Source organism: Phytobacter sp. (genome assembly GCF_059074235.1).
The window spans coordinates 1,500,884-1,518,552 of sequence record NZ_JCACPZ010000004.1; the positions used below are offsets into that span (position 1 = coordinate 1,500,884).

Consider the following 17,669-nt stretch of genomic DNA (forward strand, 5'->3'; position numbering starts at 1 on the left):
GATTAACGTACCTTGAGCGTTGCCAGTCCGATCAGGACCAGCATCAGCGAAATAATCCAGAAGCGCACAATGACGCGCGGTTCCGGCCAACCTTTCAGTTCATAATGGTGATGAATCGGTGCCATGCGGAAAATACGCTGCCCGCGCAGCTTGAACGACCCCACCTGCAAAATGACCGACAGGGTTTCAACCACGAACACGCCGCCCATGATCACCAGCAAGAATTCCTGACGCAGCAGCACGGCAATAATGCCCAGCGCGCCCCCCAGCGCCAGCGAACCGACATCGCCCATAAAGACCTGCGCCGGGTAAGTGTTGAACCACAGGAAGCCCAGACCCGCACCGACAATCGCCGTACAGACGATCACCAGTTCACCCGCGTGACGCAGGTAAGGAATATGCAGATAGTTGGCAAAGTTCATGTTACCTGTCGCCCAGGCCACCAGTGCAAAGCCACCCGCAACAAAGACGGTAGGCATAATCGCCAGGCCATCAAGACCGTCCGTCAGATTTACGGCATTACCCGTACCGACGATGACGAAGTAAGCGAGCAGAATGTAGAAAATGCCCAGTTGCGGCATCACATCTTTGAAGAATGGCACCACCAATTGGGTCGCAGGCGTGTCGTTACCGGCCAGGTAGAGAGCAAAAGCCACGCCCAGTGCGATCACCGACATCCAGAAATACTTCCAGCGCGCGATAAGTCCTTTGGTGTCTTTACGCACAACTTTGCGGTAGTCATCAACAAAGCCGATAACGCCGTAACCCACCAGCACGACCAGCACGCACCAGACATACGGGTTCGATGGGTAAGCCCACAGCAGCACGGAAACCACAATCGCTGTCAGGATCATGATGCCACCCATGGTCGGTGTGCCGCGCTTACTGAAGTGCGACTCCGGACCATCGTTGCGAACGACCTGACCAAAAGAGAGTTTTTGCAGACGGGCAATCATGCGCGGCCCCATCCACAAAGAGATGAAGAGTGCAGTCAGCAGGCTGACAATGGCGCGAAACGTCAGGTACGAAAAGACGTTAAAGCCGGAATAATATTTGACCAAATGTTCGGCCAGCCAAACTAACATGCCCTATTCTCCTGTAATGCGCGTGCAACCTCTTCCATGGCTGCACTACGTGAACCTTTAATCAAAATGGTAATAATCTGCTTCTCTGCGACCAGCGTTTTTAACCGCGCAATCGCTGACAACTTATCGTCAAAATGCTCGCCAACACCGCTGGCATCGCTAATGGCTTTGCTGAGTTTGCCCACGCTGAGTACCCGATCGATACCCACCGCTTTTGCCGTCTCGCCAACCTGCTTATGGCAGGCTTCGCTCTCGTCGCCTAGCTCTGCCATATCGCCAACAACCATCACCCGATAGCCAGGCATCTCCGACAACACGTGCGCTGCCGCCGTCATCGAACCGACATTTGCGTTATAGGTGTCATCAAGGAGTAACTGGTTTTCACCGAGTTGAATCGGGAACAGGCGGCCAGGCACGGCCTGAAGATGGGCAAGACCAGTTTTCACCGCGTCGTGCGTCGCACCTACTGCCATAGCGAGCGCTGTGGCGGCAAGGGCATTAGCAATATTGTGACGCCCAGGCAATGGCAATACGACATCAATGCCACCTGTAGGCGTTTGCAGCGTGAATTCAGTACCGTGCGAGGTCACATGGATGTTGGTGGCAGTAAAATCACTGTTTGCAGCATTGGGTGAAAAACGCCAGACCTTACGTGCACCAATCGTGTTCTGCCAGTTCAGCCAGTCGTTGTTATCGGCGTTCATAATGGCAATGCCGTTCACCGGCAAACCGGTATAAATTTCGCCTTTGGCTTTCGCCACACCCGCCAGCGATCCAAACCCTTCCAGGTGCGCCGCAGCCAGGTTGTTGACCAGCGCCGCTTCCGGGCGAGTCAGCCCCACGGTCCAGGCAATTTCGCCCTGGTGATTGGCCCCCAGCTCAATCACCGCAAACTGATGCTCGCGCGTCAGTCGCAGTAATGTCATCGGCACGCCAATATCATTATTGAGATTGCCAGCGGTATAAAGCGTATTGCCACATTCGCTAAGAATTGCAGCCGTCATCTCTTTCACCGACGTTTTGCCGGAGGAGCCCGTCAGCGCCACGACGCGGGCAGGTACCTGCTGACGAACCCACGCCCCCAGTTCACCAAACGCAAGGCGCGTATCCTTCACCACCAGTTGCGGCAGGTCGATATCCAGTTTACGGCTGACCAGAAGTGCACCTGCCCCCGCATCTTTCGCTTTATCGGCAAAGTCGTGAGCATCAAAACGCTCACCTTTCAGGGCAACAAACAGACAACCTGGCGTCACTTTACGCGTATCAGACGTAACCGCATCAACGCTAACATCCGCGCCGCACAGTTCACCGTTTAGAACGCTAACGAGTTGACTCAGCGTGACGTTAATCATGCGATAACTCCCAGTAAACGTGCCGCGGTGACACGGTCGGAGTAGTCCAGCCGATGCGTGCCCACAATCTGATAGTCTTCGTGGCCTTTGCCAGCCAGCAATACAACATCGTTTTCTTTGGCCTGCATGATGGCGTTGGTGACGGCTTCCGCACGACCTTCAACGACACGGGCGTGAACGGCATCGACCATCCCTGCCAGGATGTCGTTGATGATGGCGCGTGGCTCTTCGGTACGCGGGTTGTCATCGGTTACTACCGGGATATCAGCAAACTCTTCAGCAATAGCGCCCATCAGCGGACGTTTGCCTTTATCGCGATCGCCGCCGCAGCCAAACACGCACCACAGTTTACCGGTGCAGTGCAGTCTTGCGGCCTGTAACGCTTTTTCCAGCGCATCCGGCGTGTGGGCATAATCCACCACGACCGTCGGTTTGCCTGGGGCACTAAAGACTTCCATTCGGCCGCATACTGGTTGCAGGCGCGCTGCGGTTTTCAGCAAATCAGCAAGCGGGTAGCCCAGCGCCAGCAGCGTTGCCAGAGCCAACAGCAGGTTGCTCACGTTGAACGCGCCCATCAGGCGACTTTCAATTTCACCGTCACCCCAGCTTGAGGAGAAGCGAATCGTTGCACCGCTGTCGTGATAATTGACCTCGACCGCCTTCAGCCAGCGGCCATGGCAGTTCGGGTTAATATGGTCTTCCATGGAGACCGCAACCGCGTCAGGTAAATTCGCCAGCCAACGGCGACCGACTTCATCATCGGCATTCACAATGGCCTGGCCGTAATGATGAGCAGAGAACAGCAGCCATTTCGCCGCTTCGTAGTTGGCCATATCGCCGTGGTAATCGAGATGGTCGCGGCTCAAATTGGTGAACACAGAAGCCGCAAAGGTCAGTGCCGCTACACGGTGCTGCACCAGCCCATGAGAAGAGACTTCCATGCCTGCAAGCGTTGCGCCTTGCTGCGCCAGGGTGGCGATCACATGTTGAACATCAACGGCTGAACCGGTGGTATTTTCTGAGGGAGAGACTTTACCCAACAGACCATTGCCCACCGTCCCCATCACTGCGCTGGTTTCGCCGAGCAGTTGGCTCCATTGCGCCAGCAGTTGCGTGGTGGTGGTTTTTCCGTTCGTGCCGGTCACACCAATCAAGCGCAGTCGCTCAGAGGGCTCACCATAAAAGCGCCCCGCCAGTGCCGAGAGACGTTCGTTGAGCTGGCTCAGGTAAATAACCGGGACGCCGTGCATCTCACGGATTTCGCCATCGGAGGCTTCATCTTTCGCCTCGGCAATAATGGCAGCCACACCTTGCGCAATCGCCTGCGGGATATATCGACGCCCGTCCGCCTGATGACCCACAACTGCCACAAAAAGATCACCCGATGCCGCAGAACGGCTATCGAGTGTCATTTCCCGCAGTGTTCGCTCCGGCGCATTTGGCACCCACGGAGCGAGAAGGTCGCGCAAATTACGATCTGCCACCTGATCCCTCGCCTTGATTAATTACAAATTCATTTTTATCGCCCGTCGCCAGCGCATCCGGCTCGATGTTCATGGTACGCAAAACGCCGCCCATGATGGCACCGAACACCGGCGCAGATACGGCGCCACCGTAGTATTTACCCGCCTGCGGATCGTTAATCACAACCACCAGCGCAAAGCGCGGATTACTCGCAGGCGCAACGCCTGCGGTATAAGCAATGTATTTGTTGATGTAGTGGCCGTCCGGACCAACTTTTTTTGCCGTACCGGTCTTAATCGCAATGCGATAGCCTTTGATTGCGGCTTTCACGCCGCCACCGCCTGGCAGCGCGACACTTTCCATCATGTGCACAACGTTACGCACGATAGATTCAGTGAAGATACGTTCACCCGGAACAGGAGGGTCAACTTTGGTTATCGACAGCGGACGATAAATGCCGTAGCTGCCAATCGTTGCGTAAACTCGCGCTAACTGTAACGGAGTTACCATTAGCCCGTAGCCGAAAGAGAAGGTGGCCCTCTCTATGTCAGACCACCGTTGTTTTTGAGGATATAAGCCACTGCGTTCTCCGACCAACCCCAAATTGGTCGCCTTTCCTAGCCCAAAACGTGAGTAAGTATCTACTAACGCTGAGGACGGCATCGCTAACGCCAGCTTGGAAACGCCGACGTTACTCGACTTCTGTAGCACCCCGGTCAGGGTCAATTCGCTATAGCGCGCCACGTCTTTAATCTCGTGGCCATTAATACGATAAGGAATAGTGTTCAGGACGGTGTTCGGCGTGACCACTCCGCGCTGCAATGCAGTCATCACGACCATCGGTTTAACAGTGGAGCCCGGTTCAAACACGTCGGTGATTGCCCGGTTACGCATAGTGTCTTTTGCCGTACCGGTGAAGTTATTCGGGTTGTAAGAAGGGCTGTTCGCCATCGCCAGCACTTCGCCGGTATTTACATCCACCAGCACGGCGCTGCCGGATTCGGCTTTGTTAAAGGCCACCGCGTTATTCAGCTCACGATAAACCAGCGCCTGCAGACGTTCATCAATACTGAGCGCCAGGTTATGTGCAGCCTGACTGTCTGTTGACGAGATATCTTCAATCACGCGCCCGTAGCGATCTTTACGCACCACACGCTCACCCGGCTGGCCGGTTAGCCATTTATCAAAGCTTTTCTCGACGCCTTCGATACCCTGGCTATCAACGTTAGTAAAACCAATGAGGTGAGCGGTTACTTCGCCTGAAGGATAATAACGGCGGGATTCTTCCCGCAGATGAATACCGGGTAACTTGAGCTTCTTGATGTATTCGCCCAAATCCGGGTTCACCTGGCGTGCCAGATAGATAAAGCGTCCTTTCGGGTTGGCGTTAACGCGGGCAGAAAGCTGGTCGAGCGGCATATTCAGCGCATCGGCAAGCGCTTTCCAGCGGTTATCCAGCGTAACACCGCCAGCATCCTGTAGCTCTTTAGGGTCGGCCCAGATCGCTTTAACGGGCACACTGACAGCCAATGGGCGACCGGAACGATCGGTGATCATCCCGCGAGAGGTTGCCACTTCCTGCACGCGCAGCGAACGCATATCCCCTTCGCGCACCAGCATGTCGGGAGCAATAATTTGCAAAAAGGCCACGCGGCCCAGCAGGAAGCACAGCGCCAGTAAAATACAGCCGCACAGCAAGGCAAAACGCCAGCTCACAAAGCTGGCTTGTTCTTCCTGGCGTTTCGGTTTTGGCGTCTTTACCGCAGCGGCTTTCATGCGTCGCGTGGTTCCTTATTTCTGTACAACGATATTTTCCTGGGATGGATCAACATGCTGCATTTGCAGCTTTTCCGTTGCGATCCTCTCAACCCGGCTATGATCGCCGAGAGCATTTTCTTCAAGAATCAGGTTGCGCCATTCGATATCCAGAGCATCACGTTCCAGCACAAGCTGTTCGCGCTGTGCCGTCAGCAGACGGGTGTGATGCGCTGTTGTGACAACGGTGACAGCGGTCATAATGATGCAAATGAACAGGCAGAGTGGCAGTTTCCCAAATCGCAAAAGATCGTCACCGATCACACCAGGCAAGGCATGGCGCTCGTTGCTTCCTAACGACTCTTTAACTTTGCTGAGGGTCTCTGACACTCTACCGATCATGCGTTCGTCCTCTCTGCAATGCGCAGAACTGAACTACGGGCACGTGGATTCTCTGCCACCTCTTCTTCACCCGGCATCAACTTGCCTAATGCTCGCAACTGACGGCCACCCAGTTTCCTGAGTTGTGCTTCTGTCATGGGTAATCCAGCCGGAACTTGCGGACCGCGGCTTTGCTCACGCATAAAGCGCTTAACAATACGGTCTTCAAGGGAGTGGAAACTGATGACAGAAAGCCGACCTTCCGGGGCCAGCACGCCGATCGAGCTTTTTAGCGCCTGCTCTATCTCCTCCAGTTCACTGTTCACCCAGATGCGCACCGCCTGGAAGGTACGGGTCGCAGGATGTTTGAATTTGTCCTTCACGGGCATCGCCGCCGCAACCACTGTCGCCAGCTCTTTCGTTCTGGTCATCGGCTCAATGCGGTTGCGCTCAACAATGGCGCGCGCAATACGTTTGCCAAAGCGCTCTTCGCCAAAGGTTTTGATCACCCAGGCAATATCAGCTTCATCAGCGGTTTGTAACCACTCAGCCGCAGATTGGCCACGCGTAGGATCCATACGCATATCCAGCGGACCGTCGCGCATGAAGGAGAAGCCGCGTTCAGCATCATCAAGTTGAGGTGAGGAAACGCCAAGATCGAGCAGAATGCCGTCGATCTTACCCGTGAGTCCGAGTTCGTCGACGTAATCGGCGAGCGCAGAGAAAGGACCATGCACGATGGAAAAGCGGGGATCGTTGATTGTTTTCGCGACAGCAATTGCTTCTGGATCGCGATCAATAGCCAGCAAACGTCCTTCCGGTCCCAGTTGGGAAAGGATCAGGCGTGAGTGGCCACCGCGGCCAAAAGTGCCATCAATATAGATGCCGTCAGGACGAATATTCAGGCCGTTAACGGCCTCGTCGAGCAGCACCGTCGTGTGTTTAAAATTTTCCATCATCATTACAGAGACAAATCCTGCAACCGATCCGACAGTACGTCAGAACCCGATTGCTCAGCGTCGATATCTTCCCTGACCTGTTGATACCAGGTCGTTTCATCCCACAGCTCAAACTTGTTGAACTGCCCAACCAGCATCACTTCTTTCGTTAACCCGGCATGTTGCCGTAAAACGGGGGCGATTAATAAGCGCCCTGCATTGTCCATTTGGCATTCGCTGGCATGCCCTAACAACAAGCGTTGTACGCGGCGTTCCAGCGGATTCATGCTTGATAGACGCGACAATTTTTGTTCAATAACTTCCCATTCAGGTAAGGGGTAAAGCAGCAGGCAGGAGTGATGGATGTCAATGGTACACACCATTTGACCGGAAGCATTCTCAAGCAGCAAATCCCGATAACGGGTCGGCACCGCTAAGCGCCCTTTGCTATCCAGATTAACTAATGTTGCTCCACGGAACATACACGCTCCACCCCTGAATGACCTTTTTCACCACTTTCACCCACAAATCCCCACCAAAGGAGTTTACGGAGCGGAGGAAAACCTTGTCAAGCCAGTGCAAAGACTAACCGGAGCAAAAGATCTCTTATTCGCAGCTACATTCCAGATTGATGAAATACCGCTCACCTGACGAAGCAAATTAACGTCATGAATATTTGTAAGAAAAAAAACCAAATATTCAATGGGACGTTAAAGCGCACTCATTAGACGCATATGAAATATAAAATGTCAGTTTGCGACGCGGGCGGCATTTTAAGGCATAACGCGTGCAGATAACAGTACCTGTTGCATACAGTGGCAATTGAAAGCTTAAGGCAGTGAAGGCTACGCAAACCGCTGCGTTCAGACGCAGTGATATTCCAATGAGTGCCTCAATAGATGTAACAAAATAATACAGAGATAATGTTTAGTTACGTCTTATTTGACCTTGAGAAAATAATTAGCGTTCCGAATGAAATTAATTAAGAAGACACCTTAAAAAAAGGGATTTATCCGAAATAATAATATCCTTAATTTATGTATTTGAGATGCAGTAAAAAAGGCAGCCTTCGCTGCCTTAATGTCTGATTAAACCCGACTTAACACCCCACGGCGGTAGAGATTTCTCCGTATACGGCTTAAACCTGCTTTCGGTTTACGGGGTTCATCAAGACTGGCCAGCACGATCTCCAGTACACGCTCTGCTACATCACGGTGGCGCTGCGCAACGGCAAGCACAGGGCATTGCAGAAAATCCAACAGTTCATGGTCACCAAAGGTCGCAATCGCCAGATCGGAAGGCAGTTTCCCATCACGGCGCAACGTCACGTCAAGCACCCCCTGCAATAACGCAAAGGATGTGATGAAGAGTGCCTGCGGCATTTCGTGTGTTTCCAACCATTTTTCAAACAGCTGGGCCGCCGCTTCGCGTTCATAGCTGTTTGCATAAAGGTACTGCACTTCACGTGGATCATCTTTCCATGCAGTACGGAAACCTTGTTCACGTAAAAAACTCACGGATAACTCGGGTAACGCGCCGAGATAAAGTACGCTCTCTGCCGGGAACGTCCGCAGTTCAGCCGCCAGCATCTCTGAATCATCCTGATCGGCACCCACCACACTGGTGAAGTGCTCACGATCAAGCGCCCTGTCCAATGCAACAATCGGGAACGCATCGTTTGCCCAACGCTGATAAAACGGATGCTCAGGTGGTAAAGAGGTGGACACAATAATCGCATCAACCTGCCGCTGTAAGAGATGTTCAATGCAGCGCATTTCGTTATCTGGCTGATCTTCCGAGCAGGCAATCAGCAATTGATAACCACGCTGACGCGCCTGGCGCTCCAGATAATTGGCGATCCGTGTATAACTGGTGTTTTCCAGATCGGGAATAACCAACCCAATGGAGCGAGTACGTCCCGCTCGCAACCCAGCCGCCACCGCATTCGGGTGGTAATTATGCTCACGCACGACCGCCATGACTTTCTCAACGGTTTTGTCACTTACACGATATTGCTTTGCCTTTCCATTAATGACATAGCTTGCCGTGGTGCGTGAGACGCCGGCTAGCCGGGCGATTTCATCCAGTTTCACAATTGCCCCTCAAAAAATAAAAGATACTCCATAACCTTTTTAGGGATATAGGTTAAATTCCATAACATCTAAGCGCAGAATAGTCACTGCGGCAACCGCTTTTATGTTCGCTTCAAGCGGATTTCGCAAAAAAAAGCCCGGCAGAGGATGCCGGGCCAGGAACGAGAGCTAAGCATCTTGCTTAACGCATGATTTTATCACCGCGTGATAAGCCCACTACACCCGATCGTGCCACCTCAACGATTTTAGCCACGTCGCGGATTGTCGCTAAAAATGCATCAAGCTTATCGCTGGTCCCGGCCAACTGGACCGTATAAATAGAAGGTGTCACATCAATGATCTGCCCGCGGAAAATTTCCGCGCTGCGTTTTACCTCTTCGCGACCGTAACCACTGGCCTGTACTTTCACCAGCATGATTTCACGCTCAACGTAAGCACCCTGGCCTAACTCATTCACTCGCAGCACATCAACTAACTTGTGCAACTGCTTTTCGATCTGCTCAAGCACCTTCGCATCACCCACCGTCTGGATGGTCATACGCGAGAGTGTGGGATCGTCAGTCGGCGCAACGGTCAGACTTTCAATGTTGTAGCCACGCTGAGAGAACAAGCCAATCACGCGCGACAGGGCACCTGATTCGTTTTCCAGTAATACAGACAATATCCGGCGCATAATCAGGTCCTCTCCGTTTTGCTAAGCCACATTTCATCCATACCGCCGCCGCGAATATGCATCGGATAAACGTGTTCGCCACCGTCAACACACACATCCACGAATACCAGGCGATTGTTACGCACCTGTTCAATGGCTTCTGCCAGTTTGCTTTCCAGCTCAGCAGGTTGTGTGATGCGCATCCCGACATGTCCGTAAGCTTCTGCCAGACGTACGAAGTCCGGCAACGACGTCATATAGGATTGTGAATGGCGACCGGAATAGATCATATCCTGCCACTGTTTCACCATACCCAAATAGCCATTGTTCAGGTTCAGCACCAGCACCGGTAACTCGTACTGCAGAGCGGTAGAAAGCTCCTGGATATTCATCTGGATACTGCCATCGCCGGTCACACAAATGACCGTTTCATCAGGTAGCGCCATTTTGACGCCTAATGCCGCTGGCAGACCAAAGCCCATCGTCCCCAAACCGCCGGAGTTGATCCAACGTCGGGATTTGTCGAAAGGGTAATAGAGAGCTGCGAACATCTGGTGTTGACCGACATCGGAAGTGACATATGCCTCGCCATTGGTCAGACGCCAGACTGTTTCAATTACCGCCTGCGGCTTGATACTTTCACTTTGGGTATCGTATTTCAGACACTGACGGGCACGCCACTGATCGATACGTAACCACCAGTCACGAAGATCGTCCAGCGGCTGCTGCGTCTCTTCCTGAGCCAGCTGTTCGAGCATTAACTCAAGCACCAGTCGAGCATCACCGACAATGGGTACATCTGCCTGGACGGTCTTCGAAATCGACGTCGGGTCAATATCGATGTGCAGAACGGTCGCGTCCGGGCAGTACTTCGCCAGGTTGTTCGTCGTGCGGTCGTCAAAACGCACACCGACGGCAAAAATCACGTCGGAATTGTGCATGGTCATATTGGCTTCATAGGTCCCATGCATGCCGAGCATCCCCAACGCCTGCCGATGCGTAGCCGGGAATGCACCGAGTCCCATTAAGGACGAGGCGACCGGAATATTCAGCTTTTCAACCAGCGTGCGCAATTGCTCTTCACAGCCGGAAGTAATTGCCCCCCCGCCCACATAGACGACCGGTTTTTTTGCTGAGATGAGCGTCTGAAGAGCACGCTTGATTTGGCCTTTGTGCCCGTGCGTTGTCGGATTGTAAGAACGCATGCTGACCGTTTCGGGCCACACATAAGGAAGCTTGTTTGCCGGGCTGAGAATATCTTTTGGCAGATCCACAACCACCGGCCCAGGACGGCCGCTGGCGGCCAACCAAAAGGCTTTTTTAAGCACGCCAGGGATGTCCTCCGTTTGCTTCACCAGGAAGCTATGTTTCACGACAGGGCGGGAAATCCCCACCATATCGCACTCCTGGAACGCATCATAACCAATCAACGACGTTGCAACCTGCCCGGAAATCACCACCAGCGGAATGGAATCCATATAAGCAGTTGCAATACCCGTGATGGCATTCGTTGCCCCTGGGCCAGAGGTGACCAGCACAACCCCGACTTCACCCGTTGCCCTGGCGAGACCATCCGCCATGTGTACGGCGGCTTGCTCATGGCGCACCAGCACATGGTCGATGCCGCCGACGGTATGTAGCGCATCGTAAATATCGAGGACTGCGCCCCCAGGATAGCCGAACACTTGCTTCACGCCCTGATCGATCAATGACCGGACGACCATCTCGGCTCCAGACAACATCTCCATGGTTTGCCTCCAGGCTATTGTTTGTCGACTGACAGCAGAATTCATTTCCGCCATGTCGCTCTACTCAGAACAGGAAATCCCTGCATTCTGATTATGAATGGCAGTTACCATAACCGCTGAAAATCTGGCAGGCAATTAGCAAACGATTTACCGCCTGCAGCCTGAAAAGTGGAAAGATGACGTTAGTTTACGGGAAATGGTAGAATAGTCTGAGATAAGTAAAGTCGATGATAAATCATCGCTCAAATTGCTTACTGCTCAGTAAATCATGCATTTTTCAGGCACCGAAATCCTCTTCGATAAAGATTTTCAGCATAAAATATTGCGATGATATACATGAGCAGATTAAACATAATGAATTAGTTTCACTGCGTAACTGCGATCAATTTATCGAGAGCATACAGAGACTAACAACTCTTCCATCCATTGATGGCCTTTGTCACGGCCAGCGGCTTCATGCCATGAAAGAAAACAAGTGCGACTGTTCAGTTTCAATGGTAGCGGTAATACCTGAAGCTGTAATTTCTCAGCAAACTCTTCGGCCAGCCAGCGTGGTGCTATCGCAATCAAATGTGTTTGTGAGACCACATTTAATACGCTGGTTAAGGCCATCCCCTGATAGGCAACACTGGCTTGTTTATCAGGAGTGTCATACCAGGGTTGGCTAAATGAAGCATAACGATCCAACGATACAACAGCATGCTGCTCACTATAAATATCACTTTCACGCAAAGGTCCCATAATACGCGGGTGAGATTTACTGGCTACCAATACCATTTCATCTTTAAACAGTGGGATACAACTGAATTCTGGACGATGAAATTCATCATAACCGATAACAAATTCAGTTTCCTGGTAACGTAATTGATGTTCTGTATTTTGATTCAGTGAAGATTTGAAGACCAAATGAATATTCGGTGCAATTTTTTCAACACTATTATAAATAACAGAGGTCAGAAAATTATCCAGTGGACTGCAAACACAGAGATTAAAAATACGTTCACTGGTAACCGGTTCAAAACCTGATCCCGGGAGCTCATTCTGCACTAGTTGTAGCGCCTGACGGACAGAACCAAAAAGCTGATGCGCACGGGCAGTAGGCTGAATCCCCCTGCCATAGCGAACGAAAAGTTCATCATTAAACATCACTTTTAGCCGTGCCAGTGCATTACTTACTGCGGGTTGTGACATCCCCAACGAGTGTGCCGCGCGAGTGATATTTTGTTCCTGCATCACGGCATCAAAAATAGTTAACAAATTTAGATCAACTTTGCGCAATTGAGGTTTAACTATCTCATTTTGCTGAGTGTCTTCAACGTGTTCTTCTGACATATTCATCTCCAGTGTCAAACTACATCCCTTTTCCGGTAGTAATAACCGCTAGAAATATGATTTACCATGCATATAGAAACAGGAAAAGAGGATTCTAAAAAAATAGGAATATATAAAGACGCCCAATGCAATTATGCATTCACAAACTCAAAGTGAATTGAATTTACGCCGGTTAATTACCTATATTAACGAAGTGAAATCAAAACATAAACCAGGTGAATATACAATACGGCCAAAGTGCATAATTAGTACATCTACACTAAAACATTTCAAATGACACAAATAATATAATTTAACCTAATTTTATCATTTGAATTTATCATTTGAAAAAATCGATACAGCTACATTATTAATGATGCAATATCATTAAGATAAGCTAAACGCCTGGAAAATGTATAAATATCTCCAGTTGCAAGGAAATGTGCCCGTAAGGAACAATTCTCACCAAGTATGAAAAAGCACAAATACCTTATTTTGCTTTTACCACTAAATCCAGCACGATTAACTAAATTCATCTACCAACCCTCTTCTGCTTTCTTACTGTTTTCCTTGCCTAAGGGTTGACTTTGAATTCCGTATCCAGTACCACTAATAGCATTACGCATTCATCTGGAGCATGGTCATGATTCGCAATGTTCGCTTCCTCGGTCTACTACTACTAAACGCATCCCATGTGCGCGGTAGACCGGTGGACGACGCTCAGCGTTAATCATCCTCCAGTTAATACTTAAACCCGCGCCTTGGCGCGGGTTTTTTTATGCTCGTAGCAAGGCGACCTGAAAGAGACAAGGACCAATCCATGAGCCAGCAACAACAAGTCATTATTTTCGATACGACCTTACGTGATGGTGAGCAGGCGTTACAGGCAAGCCTGAGCGTGAAAGAGAAACTGCAAATCGCCCTGGCGCTGGAACGTATGGGCGTGGACGTCATGGAGGTCGGTTTCCCGGTCTCCTCTCCAGGCGACTTCGAATCTGTACAGACCATCGCCCGTCAGGTGAAAAACAGCCGCGTATGCGCACTGGCACGTTGCGTTGAGAAAGATATTGATGTCGCTGCCGAGTCACTGAAAGTCGCCGAGGCCTTCCGTATTCATACCTTCATTGCCACTTCCCCGATGCATATTGCCACCAAGTTGCGCAGTACGCTGGATGAAGTGATTGAGCGCGCCATCTATATGATTAAGCGCGCACGCAATTACACTGACGATGTTGAGTTCTCCTGCGAAGATGCAGGCCGTACGCCCATTGCTGACCTGTCTCGCGTGGTGGAAGCGGCCATTAACGCCGGTGCGAAAACCATCAACATTCCAGATACCGTCGGCTACACCATGCCTTTCGAGTTCGCCAATATCATCACTGGTCTGTATGAGCGCGTGCCTAACATTGATCAAGCAATTATCTCTGTTCACACCCATGATGACTTAGGCCTGGCAGTCGGTAACGCTATCGCCGCTGTCCATGCTGGCGCACGTCAAGTTGAAGGCGCTATGAACGGCATCGGTGAGCGTGCAGGTAACTGCTCACTGGAAGAAGTCATCATGGCCATCAAAGTGCGCAAAGACATCATGAACGTGCACACCCGTATTAACCACCACGAAATCTGGCGTACCAGCCAGACCGTCAGCCAGATTTGCAACATGCCTGTTCCAGCGAACAAAGCCATTGTCGGTACCGGCGCGTTCGCTCACTCCTCCGGTATCCACCAGGACGGCGTGCTGAAAAATCGCGAAAACTACGAAATCATGACCCCGGAATCCATCGGTCTGAACCAGGTGCAGTTGAACCTGACCTCCCGTTCAGGCCGTGCGGCAGTGAAACACCGTATGGAAGAGATGGGTTACCAGGACAGCGACTACAACATGGATCACCTGTACGACGCGTTCCTGAAACTGGCAGATAAAAAAGGTCAGGTCTTCGATTACGACCTGGAAGCGCTGGCGTTCATCAACAAACAACAGGAAGAGCCAGAACATTTCCGTCTGGATTACTTCAGCGTGCAGTCCGGCTCCAGCGATATTGCGACCGCCTCCGTGAAACTGGCCTGTGGCGAAGAGACGAAAGCCGAAGCGGCTAACGGCAACGGCCCGGTAGACGCCATTTATCAGGCAATTAATCGCATCACTGGTTATGACATTGAGCTGGTTAAATATGATCTCAATGCCAAAGGCCAGGGCAAAGATGCATTGGGTCAGGTGGATATCGTGGTGACTTACAACGGTCGTCGTTTCCACGGTGTCGGTCTGGCGACGGATATCGTTGAATCCTCAGCCAAAGCAATGGTTCACGTCCTGAACAACATCTGGCGCGCCGCCGAAGTCGAAAAAGAATTGCAACGCAAAGCTCAAAATAAAGAAAACAACAAGGAAACCGTGTGATGTCGAAGAACGCTCATATTGCTGTTTTGCCGGGTGATGGAATTGGCCCGGAAGTGATGGCGCAAGCCCTGAAAGTACTGGAAGCTGTTCGCAACCGTTTCGATATGCGTATCTCCACCAGCCATTATGACGTGGGCGGCATCGCTATCGACCGTCATGGCAACCCTCTGCCGCAGGCCACCGTTGAAGGTTGTGAGCAGGCAGACGCCATCCTGTTTGGCTCCGTTGGTGGTCCGAAATGGGAAAATCTGCCGCCAGCCCAGCAGCCTGAGCGTGGTGCTCTGCTGCCGCTGCGCAAACATTTCAAACTCTTCAGTAACCTGCGTCCGGCTAAACTGTACCAGGGCCTGGAAGGGTTCTGCCCGCTGCGTGCCGACATCGCCGCAAACGGTTTTGATATTCTGTGCGTGCGTGAACTGACTGGCGGTATCTACTTCGGTCAGCCGAAAGGCCGCGAAGGCAGCGGTCAGCATGAGAAGGCGTTTGATACCGAGGTGTATCACCGTTTTGAGATCGAACGTATTGCCCGCATCGCTTTTGAGTCCGCACGCAAGCGCCGCAAGAAAGTACACTCGATTGATAAAGCTAACGTCCTGCAAACCTCCCTGCTGTGGCGTGAAATCGTCAATGAAATCGCGCAGGAGTACCCGGACGTTGAGCTGGCGCATATGTACATCGACAACGCGACCATGCAGTTGATTAAAGATCCGTCCCAGTTCGACGTGCTGCTCTGTTCCAACCTGTTTGGCGATATCCTGTCTGACGAGTGCGCCATGATCACCGGTTCTATGGGCATGCTGCCGTCTGCCAGCCTGAATGAACAAGGCTTTGGTCTTTACGAACCTGCCGGTGGCTCTGCGCCGGATATCGCAGGCAAAAACATTGCTAACCCAATCGCGCAGATCCTCTCTCTGGCGCTGTTACTGCGCTATAGCCTGGATGCAGATGACGCAGCCACCGCGATTGAAAGCGCGATTAACCGCGCATTAGAAGAAGGCGTACGCACCGGTGACTTAGCCCGTGGTGATGCCGCAGTCAGTACCGATGAAATGGGCGATATCATTGCCCGTTATGTCGCCGAAGGGGTGTAATCATGGCCAAAACGTTATACGAAAAATTGTTTGATGCGCACGTTGTTCATGAAGCGCCAAACGAAACCCCACTGTTATATATTGACCGCCACCTGGTGCATGAAGTCACTTCACCTCAGGCCTTCGATGGCCTGCGCGCCCACAATCGTCCGGTGCGCCAGCCAGGCAAAACCTTCGCCACCATGGATCACAACGTCTCCACGCAGACGAAAGACATCAATGCATCCGGCGAAATGGCTCGCATCCAGATGCAGGAGCTGATTAAGAACTGCAAAGAGTTCGGCGTTGAGCTGTATGACCTGAACCACCCGTATCAGGGCATCGTGCATGTGATGGGGCCAGAACAGGGTGTCACCCTGCCGGGCATGACCATCGTCTGCGGCGACTCCCACACCGCAACTCACGGCGCTTTCGGTGCGCTGGCGTTCGGTATCGGCACCTCCGAAGTCGAACACGTTCTGGCAACCCAGACCCTGAAACAGGGCCGCGCCAGAACCATGAAAATTGAAGTCCAGGGCAAAGCAGCCGCGGGCATCACTGCGAAAGACATCGTGCTGGCGATTATCGGCACCACCGGCAGCGCAGGCGGTACAGGTCATGTGGTCGAATTCTGCGGCGACGCCATTCAGGCGTTGAGCATGGAAGGCCGTATGACTCTGTGCAACATGGCTATCGAAATGGGTGCCAAAGCCGGTCTGGTTGCGCCAGATGAAACCACCTTTAACTATGTGAAGGGTCGTCTGCACGCGCCAAAGGGCAAAGATTTCGACGATGCGGTTGAGTACTGGAAAACCCTGAAGACCGACGATGGCGCGACCTTCGACACCATTGTCACTTTGCAAGCCGAAGATATTGCCCCTCAGGTGACCTGGGGTACTAACCCGGGTCAGGTGATCTCCGTGAATGACAACATTCCGGACCCTGCCTCCTTTGCCGATCCGGTTGAGCGGGCTTCAGCAGAAAAAGCACTGGCCTACATGGGCCTGCAGCCTGGCGTCCCGCTGACCTCAGTGACTATTGATAAAGTCTTTATTGGTTCCTGTACCAACTCGCGTATCGAAGATTTGCGTGCGGCAGCAGAAGTGGCCAAAGGCCGTAAAGTGGCCCCTGGCGTTCAGGCGCTGGTGGTTCCAGGCTCCGGCCCGGTGAAAGCGCAGGCGGAAGCCGAAGGTCTGGACAAGATCTTTATCGAAGCGGGCTTCGAATGGCGTCTGCCTGGCTGCTCAATGTGTCTGGCTATGAACAACGACCGCCTGAATCCGGGTGAACGTTGTGCATCCACCAGTAACCGTAACTTTGAAGGCCGTCAGGGCCGTGGTGGTCGTACACATCTGGTGAGCCCGGCAATGGCCGCCGCCGCCGCCGTAAGCGGTCATTTCGCTGACGTTCGTAGCCTGTAAG

15 protein-coding genes are annotated in these 17,669 nt (G+C 52.1%); 4 read left to right on the forward strand and 11 right to left on the reverse strand.

Annotated elements, in window-relative coordinates; translation table 11 throughout:
- Positions 1–2: 2 nt before the first annotated feature.
- The 11 genes from mraY to leuO all read right to left on the reverse strand — a co-directional run bounded on the left by mraY (position 3) and on the right by leuO (position 12,800).
- Positions 3–1,085: a phospho-N-acetylmuramoyl-pentapeptide-transferase gene (gene mraY, locus AC5JPW_RS11055; RefSeq protein ID WP_044182217.1), complete on the reverse strand. Its 1,083-nt coding sequence runs from the start codon at positions 1,083–1,085 to the stop codon at positions 3–5.
- Positions 1,079–2,437 carry a UDP-N-acetylmuramoyl-tripeptide--D-alanyl-D-alanine ligase gene (gene murF / locus AC5JPW_RS11060; protein WP_494240249.1) on the reverse strand — a complete coding sequence of 453 codons (1,359 nt, stop codon included), beginning with the start codon at positions 2,435–2,437 and terminating at the stop codon, positions 1,079–1,081. Before murF ends, mraY begins: the two co-directional genes overlap by 7 nt.
- Positions 2,434–3,921 carry a UDP-N-acetylmuramoyl-L-alanyl-D-glutamate--2,6-diaminopimelate ligase gene (murE, locus tag AC5JPW_RS11065; protein ID WP_494240251.1) on the reverse strand — a complete coding sequence of 496 codons (1,488 nt, stop codon included), beginning with the start codon at positions 3,919–3,921 and terminating at the stop codon, positions 2,434–2,436. Before murE ends, murF begins: the two co-directional genes overlap by 4 nt.
- Positions 3,908–5,677: a peptidoglycan glycosyltransferase FtsI gene (locus AC5JPW_RS11070; protein WP_494240252.1), complete on the reverse strand. Its 1,770-nt coding sequence runs from the start codon at positions 5,675–5,677 to the stop codon at positions 3,908–3,910. The genes murE and AC5JPW_RS11070 overlap by 14 nt, the downstream gene beginning before the upstream one ends.
- Positions 5,678–5,692: 15 nt before the next feature.
- Positions 5,693–6,058 (reverse strand): cell division protein FtsL, encoded by a 366-nt coding sequence (gene ftsL / locus AC5JPW_RS11075; RefSeq protein ID WP_458044474.1) that lies wholly within the window; start codon positions 6,056–6,058, stop codon positions 5,693–5,695.
- Positions 6,055–6,996 carry a 16S rRNA (cytosine(1402)-N(4))-methyltransferase RsmH gene (gene rsmH, locus AC5JPW_RS11080; RefSeq protein ID WP_494241205.1) on the reverse strand — a complete coding sequence of 314 codons (942 nt, stop codon included), beginning with the start codon at positions 6,994–6,996 and terminating at the stop codon, positions 6,055–6,057. The genes ftsL and rsmH overlap by 4 nt, the downstream gene beginning before the upstream one ends.
- A gap of 2 nt (positions 6,997–6,998) precedes the next feature.
- Entirely contained in the window at positions 6,999–7,457 is a 459-nt protein-coding gene (mraZ, locus tag AC5JPW_RS11085) for a division/cell wall cluster transcriptional repressor MraZ (RefSeq protein WP_494240253.1), read from the reverse strand.
- Between the two features lie 606 nt (positions 7,458–8,063).
- The gene (cra, locus tag AC5JPW_RS11090) at positions 8,064–9,068 is read right to left on the reverse strand and encodes a catabolite repressor/activator (RefSeq protein ID WP_494240255.1); all 1,005 of its coding nucleotides are present in this window, start codon (positions 9,066–9,068) and stop codon (positions 8,064–8,066) included.
- Between the two features lie 181 nt (positions 9,069–9,249).
- Entirely contained in the window at positions 9,250–9,741 is a 492-nt protein-coding gene (ilvN, locus tag AC5JPW_RS11095) for an acetolactate synthase small subunit (RefSeq protein WP_437431170.1), read from the reverse strand.
- 2 nt (positions 9,742–9,743) lie between these two features.
- Positions 9,744–11,468 carry an acetolactate synthase 3 large subunit gene (ilvI, locus tag AC5JPW_RS11100; protein ID WP_494240258.1) on the reverse strand — a complete coding sequence of 575 codons (1,725 nt, stop codon included), beginning with the start codon at positions 11,466–11,468 and terminating at the stop codon, positions 9,744–9,746.
- 387 nt (positions 11,469–11,855) lie between these two features.
- A complete protein-coding gene (gene leuO / locus AC5JPW_RS11105; RefSeq protein ID WP_494240259.1) occupies positions 11,856–12,800 on the reverse strand; it encodes a transcriptional regulator LeuO in 945 nt (314 codons plus the stop codon).
- A gap of 622 nt (positions 12,801–13,422) precedes the next feature.
- On the opposite strand from leuO, the gene leuL reads away from it, so the two are divergent.
- The 4 genes from leuL to leuC all read left to right on the forward strand — a co-directional run bounded on the left by leuL (position 13,423) and on the right by leuC (position 17,668).
- Complete coding sequence (gene leuL / locus AC5JPW_RS11110) at positions 13,423–13,509, forward strand: leu operon leader peptide (RefSeq protein ID WP_103280481.1); 87 nt, start codon at positions 13,423–13,425, stop codon at positions 13,507–13,509.
- A gap of 90 nt (positions 13,510–13,599) precedes the next feature.
- On the forward strand, positions 13,600–15,177 hold the full coding sequence (gene leuA / locus AC5JPW_RS11115; protein ID WP_494240261.1) for a 2-isopropylmalate synthase: 1,578 nt from the start codon (positions 13,600–13,602) through the stop codon (positions 15,175–15,177).
- Entirely contained in the window at positions 15,177–16,268 is a 1,092-nt protein-coding gene (leuB, locus tag AC5JPW_RS11120; RefSeq protein WP_494240262.1) for a 3-isopropylmalate dehydrogenase, read from the forward strand. The genes leuA and leuB overlap by 1 nt, the downstream gene beginning before the upstream one ends.
- Positions 16,269–16,270: 2 nt before the next feature.
- Positions 16,271–17,668 (forward strand): 3-isopropylmalate dehydratase large subunit, encoded by a 1,398-nt coding sequence (gene leuC / locus AC5JPW_RS11125; RefSeq protein ID WP_494240263.1) that lies wholly within the window; start codon positions 16,271–16,273, stop codon positions 17,666–17,668.
- Position 17,669: the final 1 nt, after the last annotated feature.

Excerpts from the sequence above, each read along its gene's own strand:
- ilvI (WP_494240258.1), bottom strand. The coding sequence starts at position 11,468 with ATGGAGATGTTGTCTGGAGCCGAGATGGTCGTCCGGTCATTGATCGAT.
- mraY (WP_044182217.1), bottom strand. The coding sequence starts at position 1,085 with ATGTTAGTTTGGCTGGCCGAACATTTGGTCAAATATTATTCCGGCTTT.
- leuC (WP_494240263.1), top strand. The coding sequence starts at position 16,271 with ATGGCCAAAACGTTATACGAAAAATTGTTTGATGCGCACGTTGTTCAT.
- leuO (WP_494240259.1), bottom strand. The coding sequence starts at position 12,800 with ATGTCAGAAGAACACGTTGAAGACACTCAGCAAAATGAGATAGTTAAA.
- mraZ (WP_494240253.1), bottom strand. The coding sequence starts at position 7,457 with ATGTTCCGTGGAGCAACATTAGTTAATCTGGATAGCAAAGGGCGCTTA.
- rsmH (WP_494241205.1), bottom strand. The coding sequence starts at position 6,996 with ATGATGGAAAATTTTAAACACACGACGGTGCTGCTCGACGAGGCCGTT.
- murF (WP_494240249.1), bottom strand. The coding sequence starts at position 2,437 with ATGATTAACGTCACGCTGAGTCAACTCGTTAGCGTTCTAAACGGTGAA.
- AC5JPW_RS11070 (WP_494240252.1), bottom strand. The coding sequence starts at position 5,677 with ATGAAAGCCGCTGCGGTAAAGACGCCAAAACCGAAACGCCAGGAAGAA.
- leuB (WP_494240262.1), top strand. The coding sequence starts at position 15,177 with ATGTCGAAGAACGCTCATATTGCTGTTTTGCCGGGTGATGGAATTGGC.
- ftsL (WP_458044474.1), bottom strand. The coding sequence starts at position 6,058 with ATGATCGGTAGAGTGTCAGAGACCCTCAGCAAAGTTAAAGAGTCGTTA.
- leuA (WP_494240261.1), top strand. The coding sequence starts at position 13,600 with ATGAGCCAGCAACAACAAGTCATTATTTTCGATACGACCTTACGTGAT.
- leuL (WP_103280481.1), top strand. The coding sequence starts at position 13,423 with ATGATTCGCAATGTTCGCTTCCTCGGTCTACTACTACTAAACGCATCC.
- ilvN (WP_437431170.1), bottom strand. The coding sequence starts at position 9,741 with ATGCGCCGGATATTGTCTGTATTACTGGAAAACGAATCAGGTGCCCTG.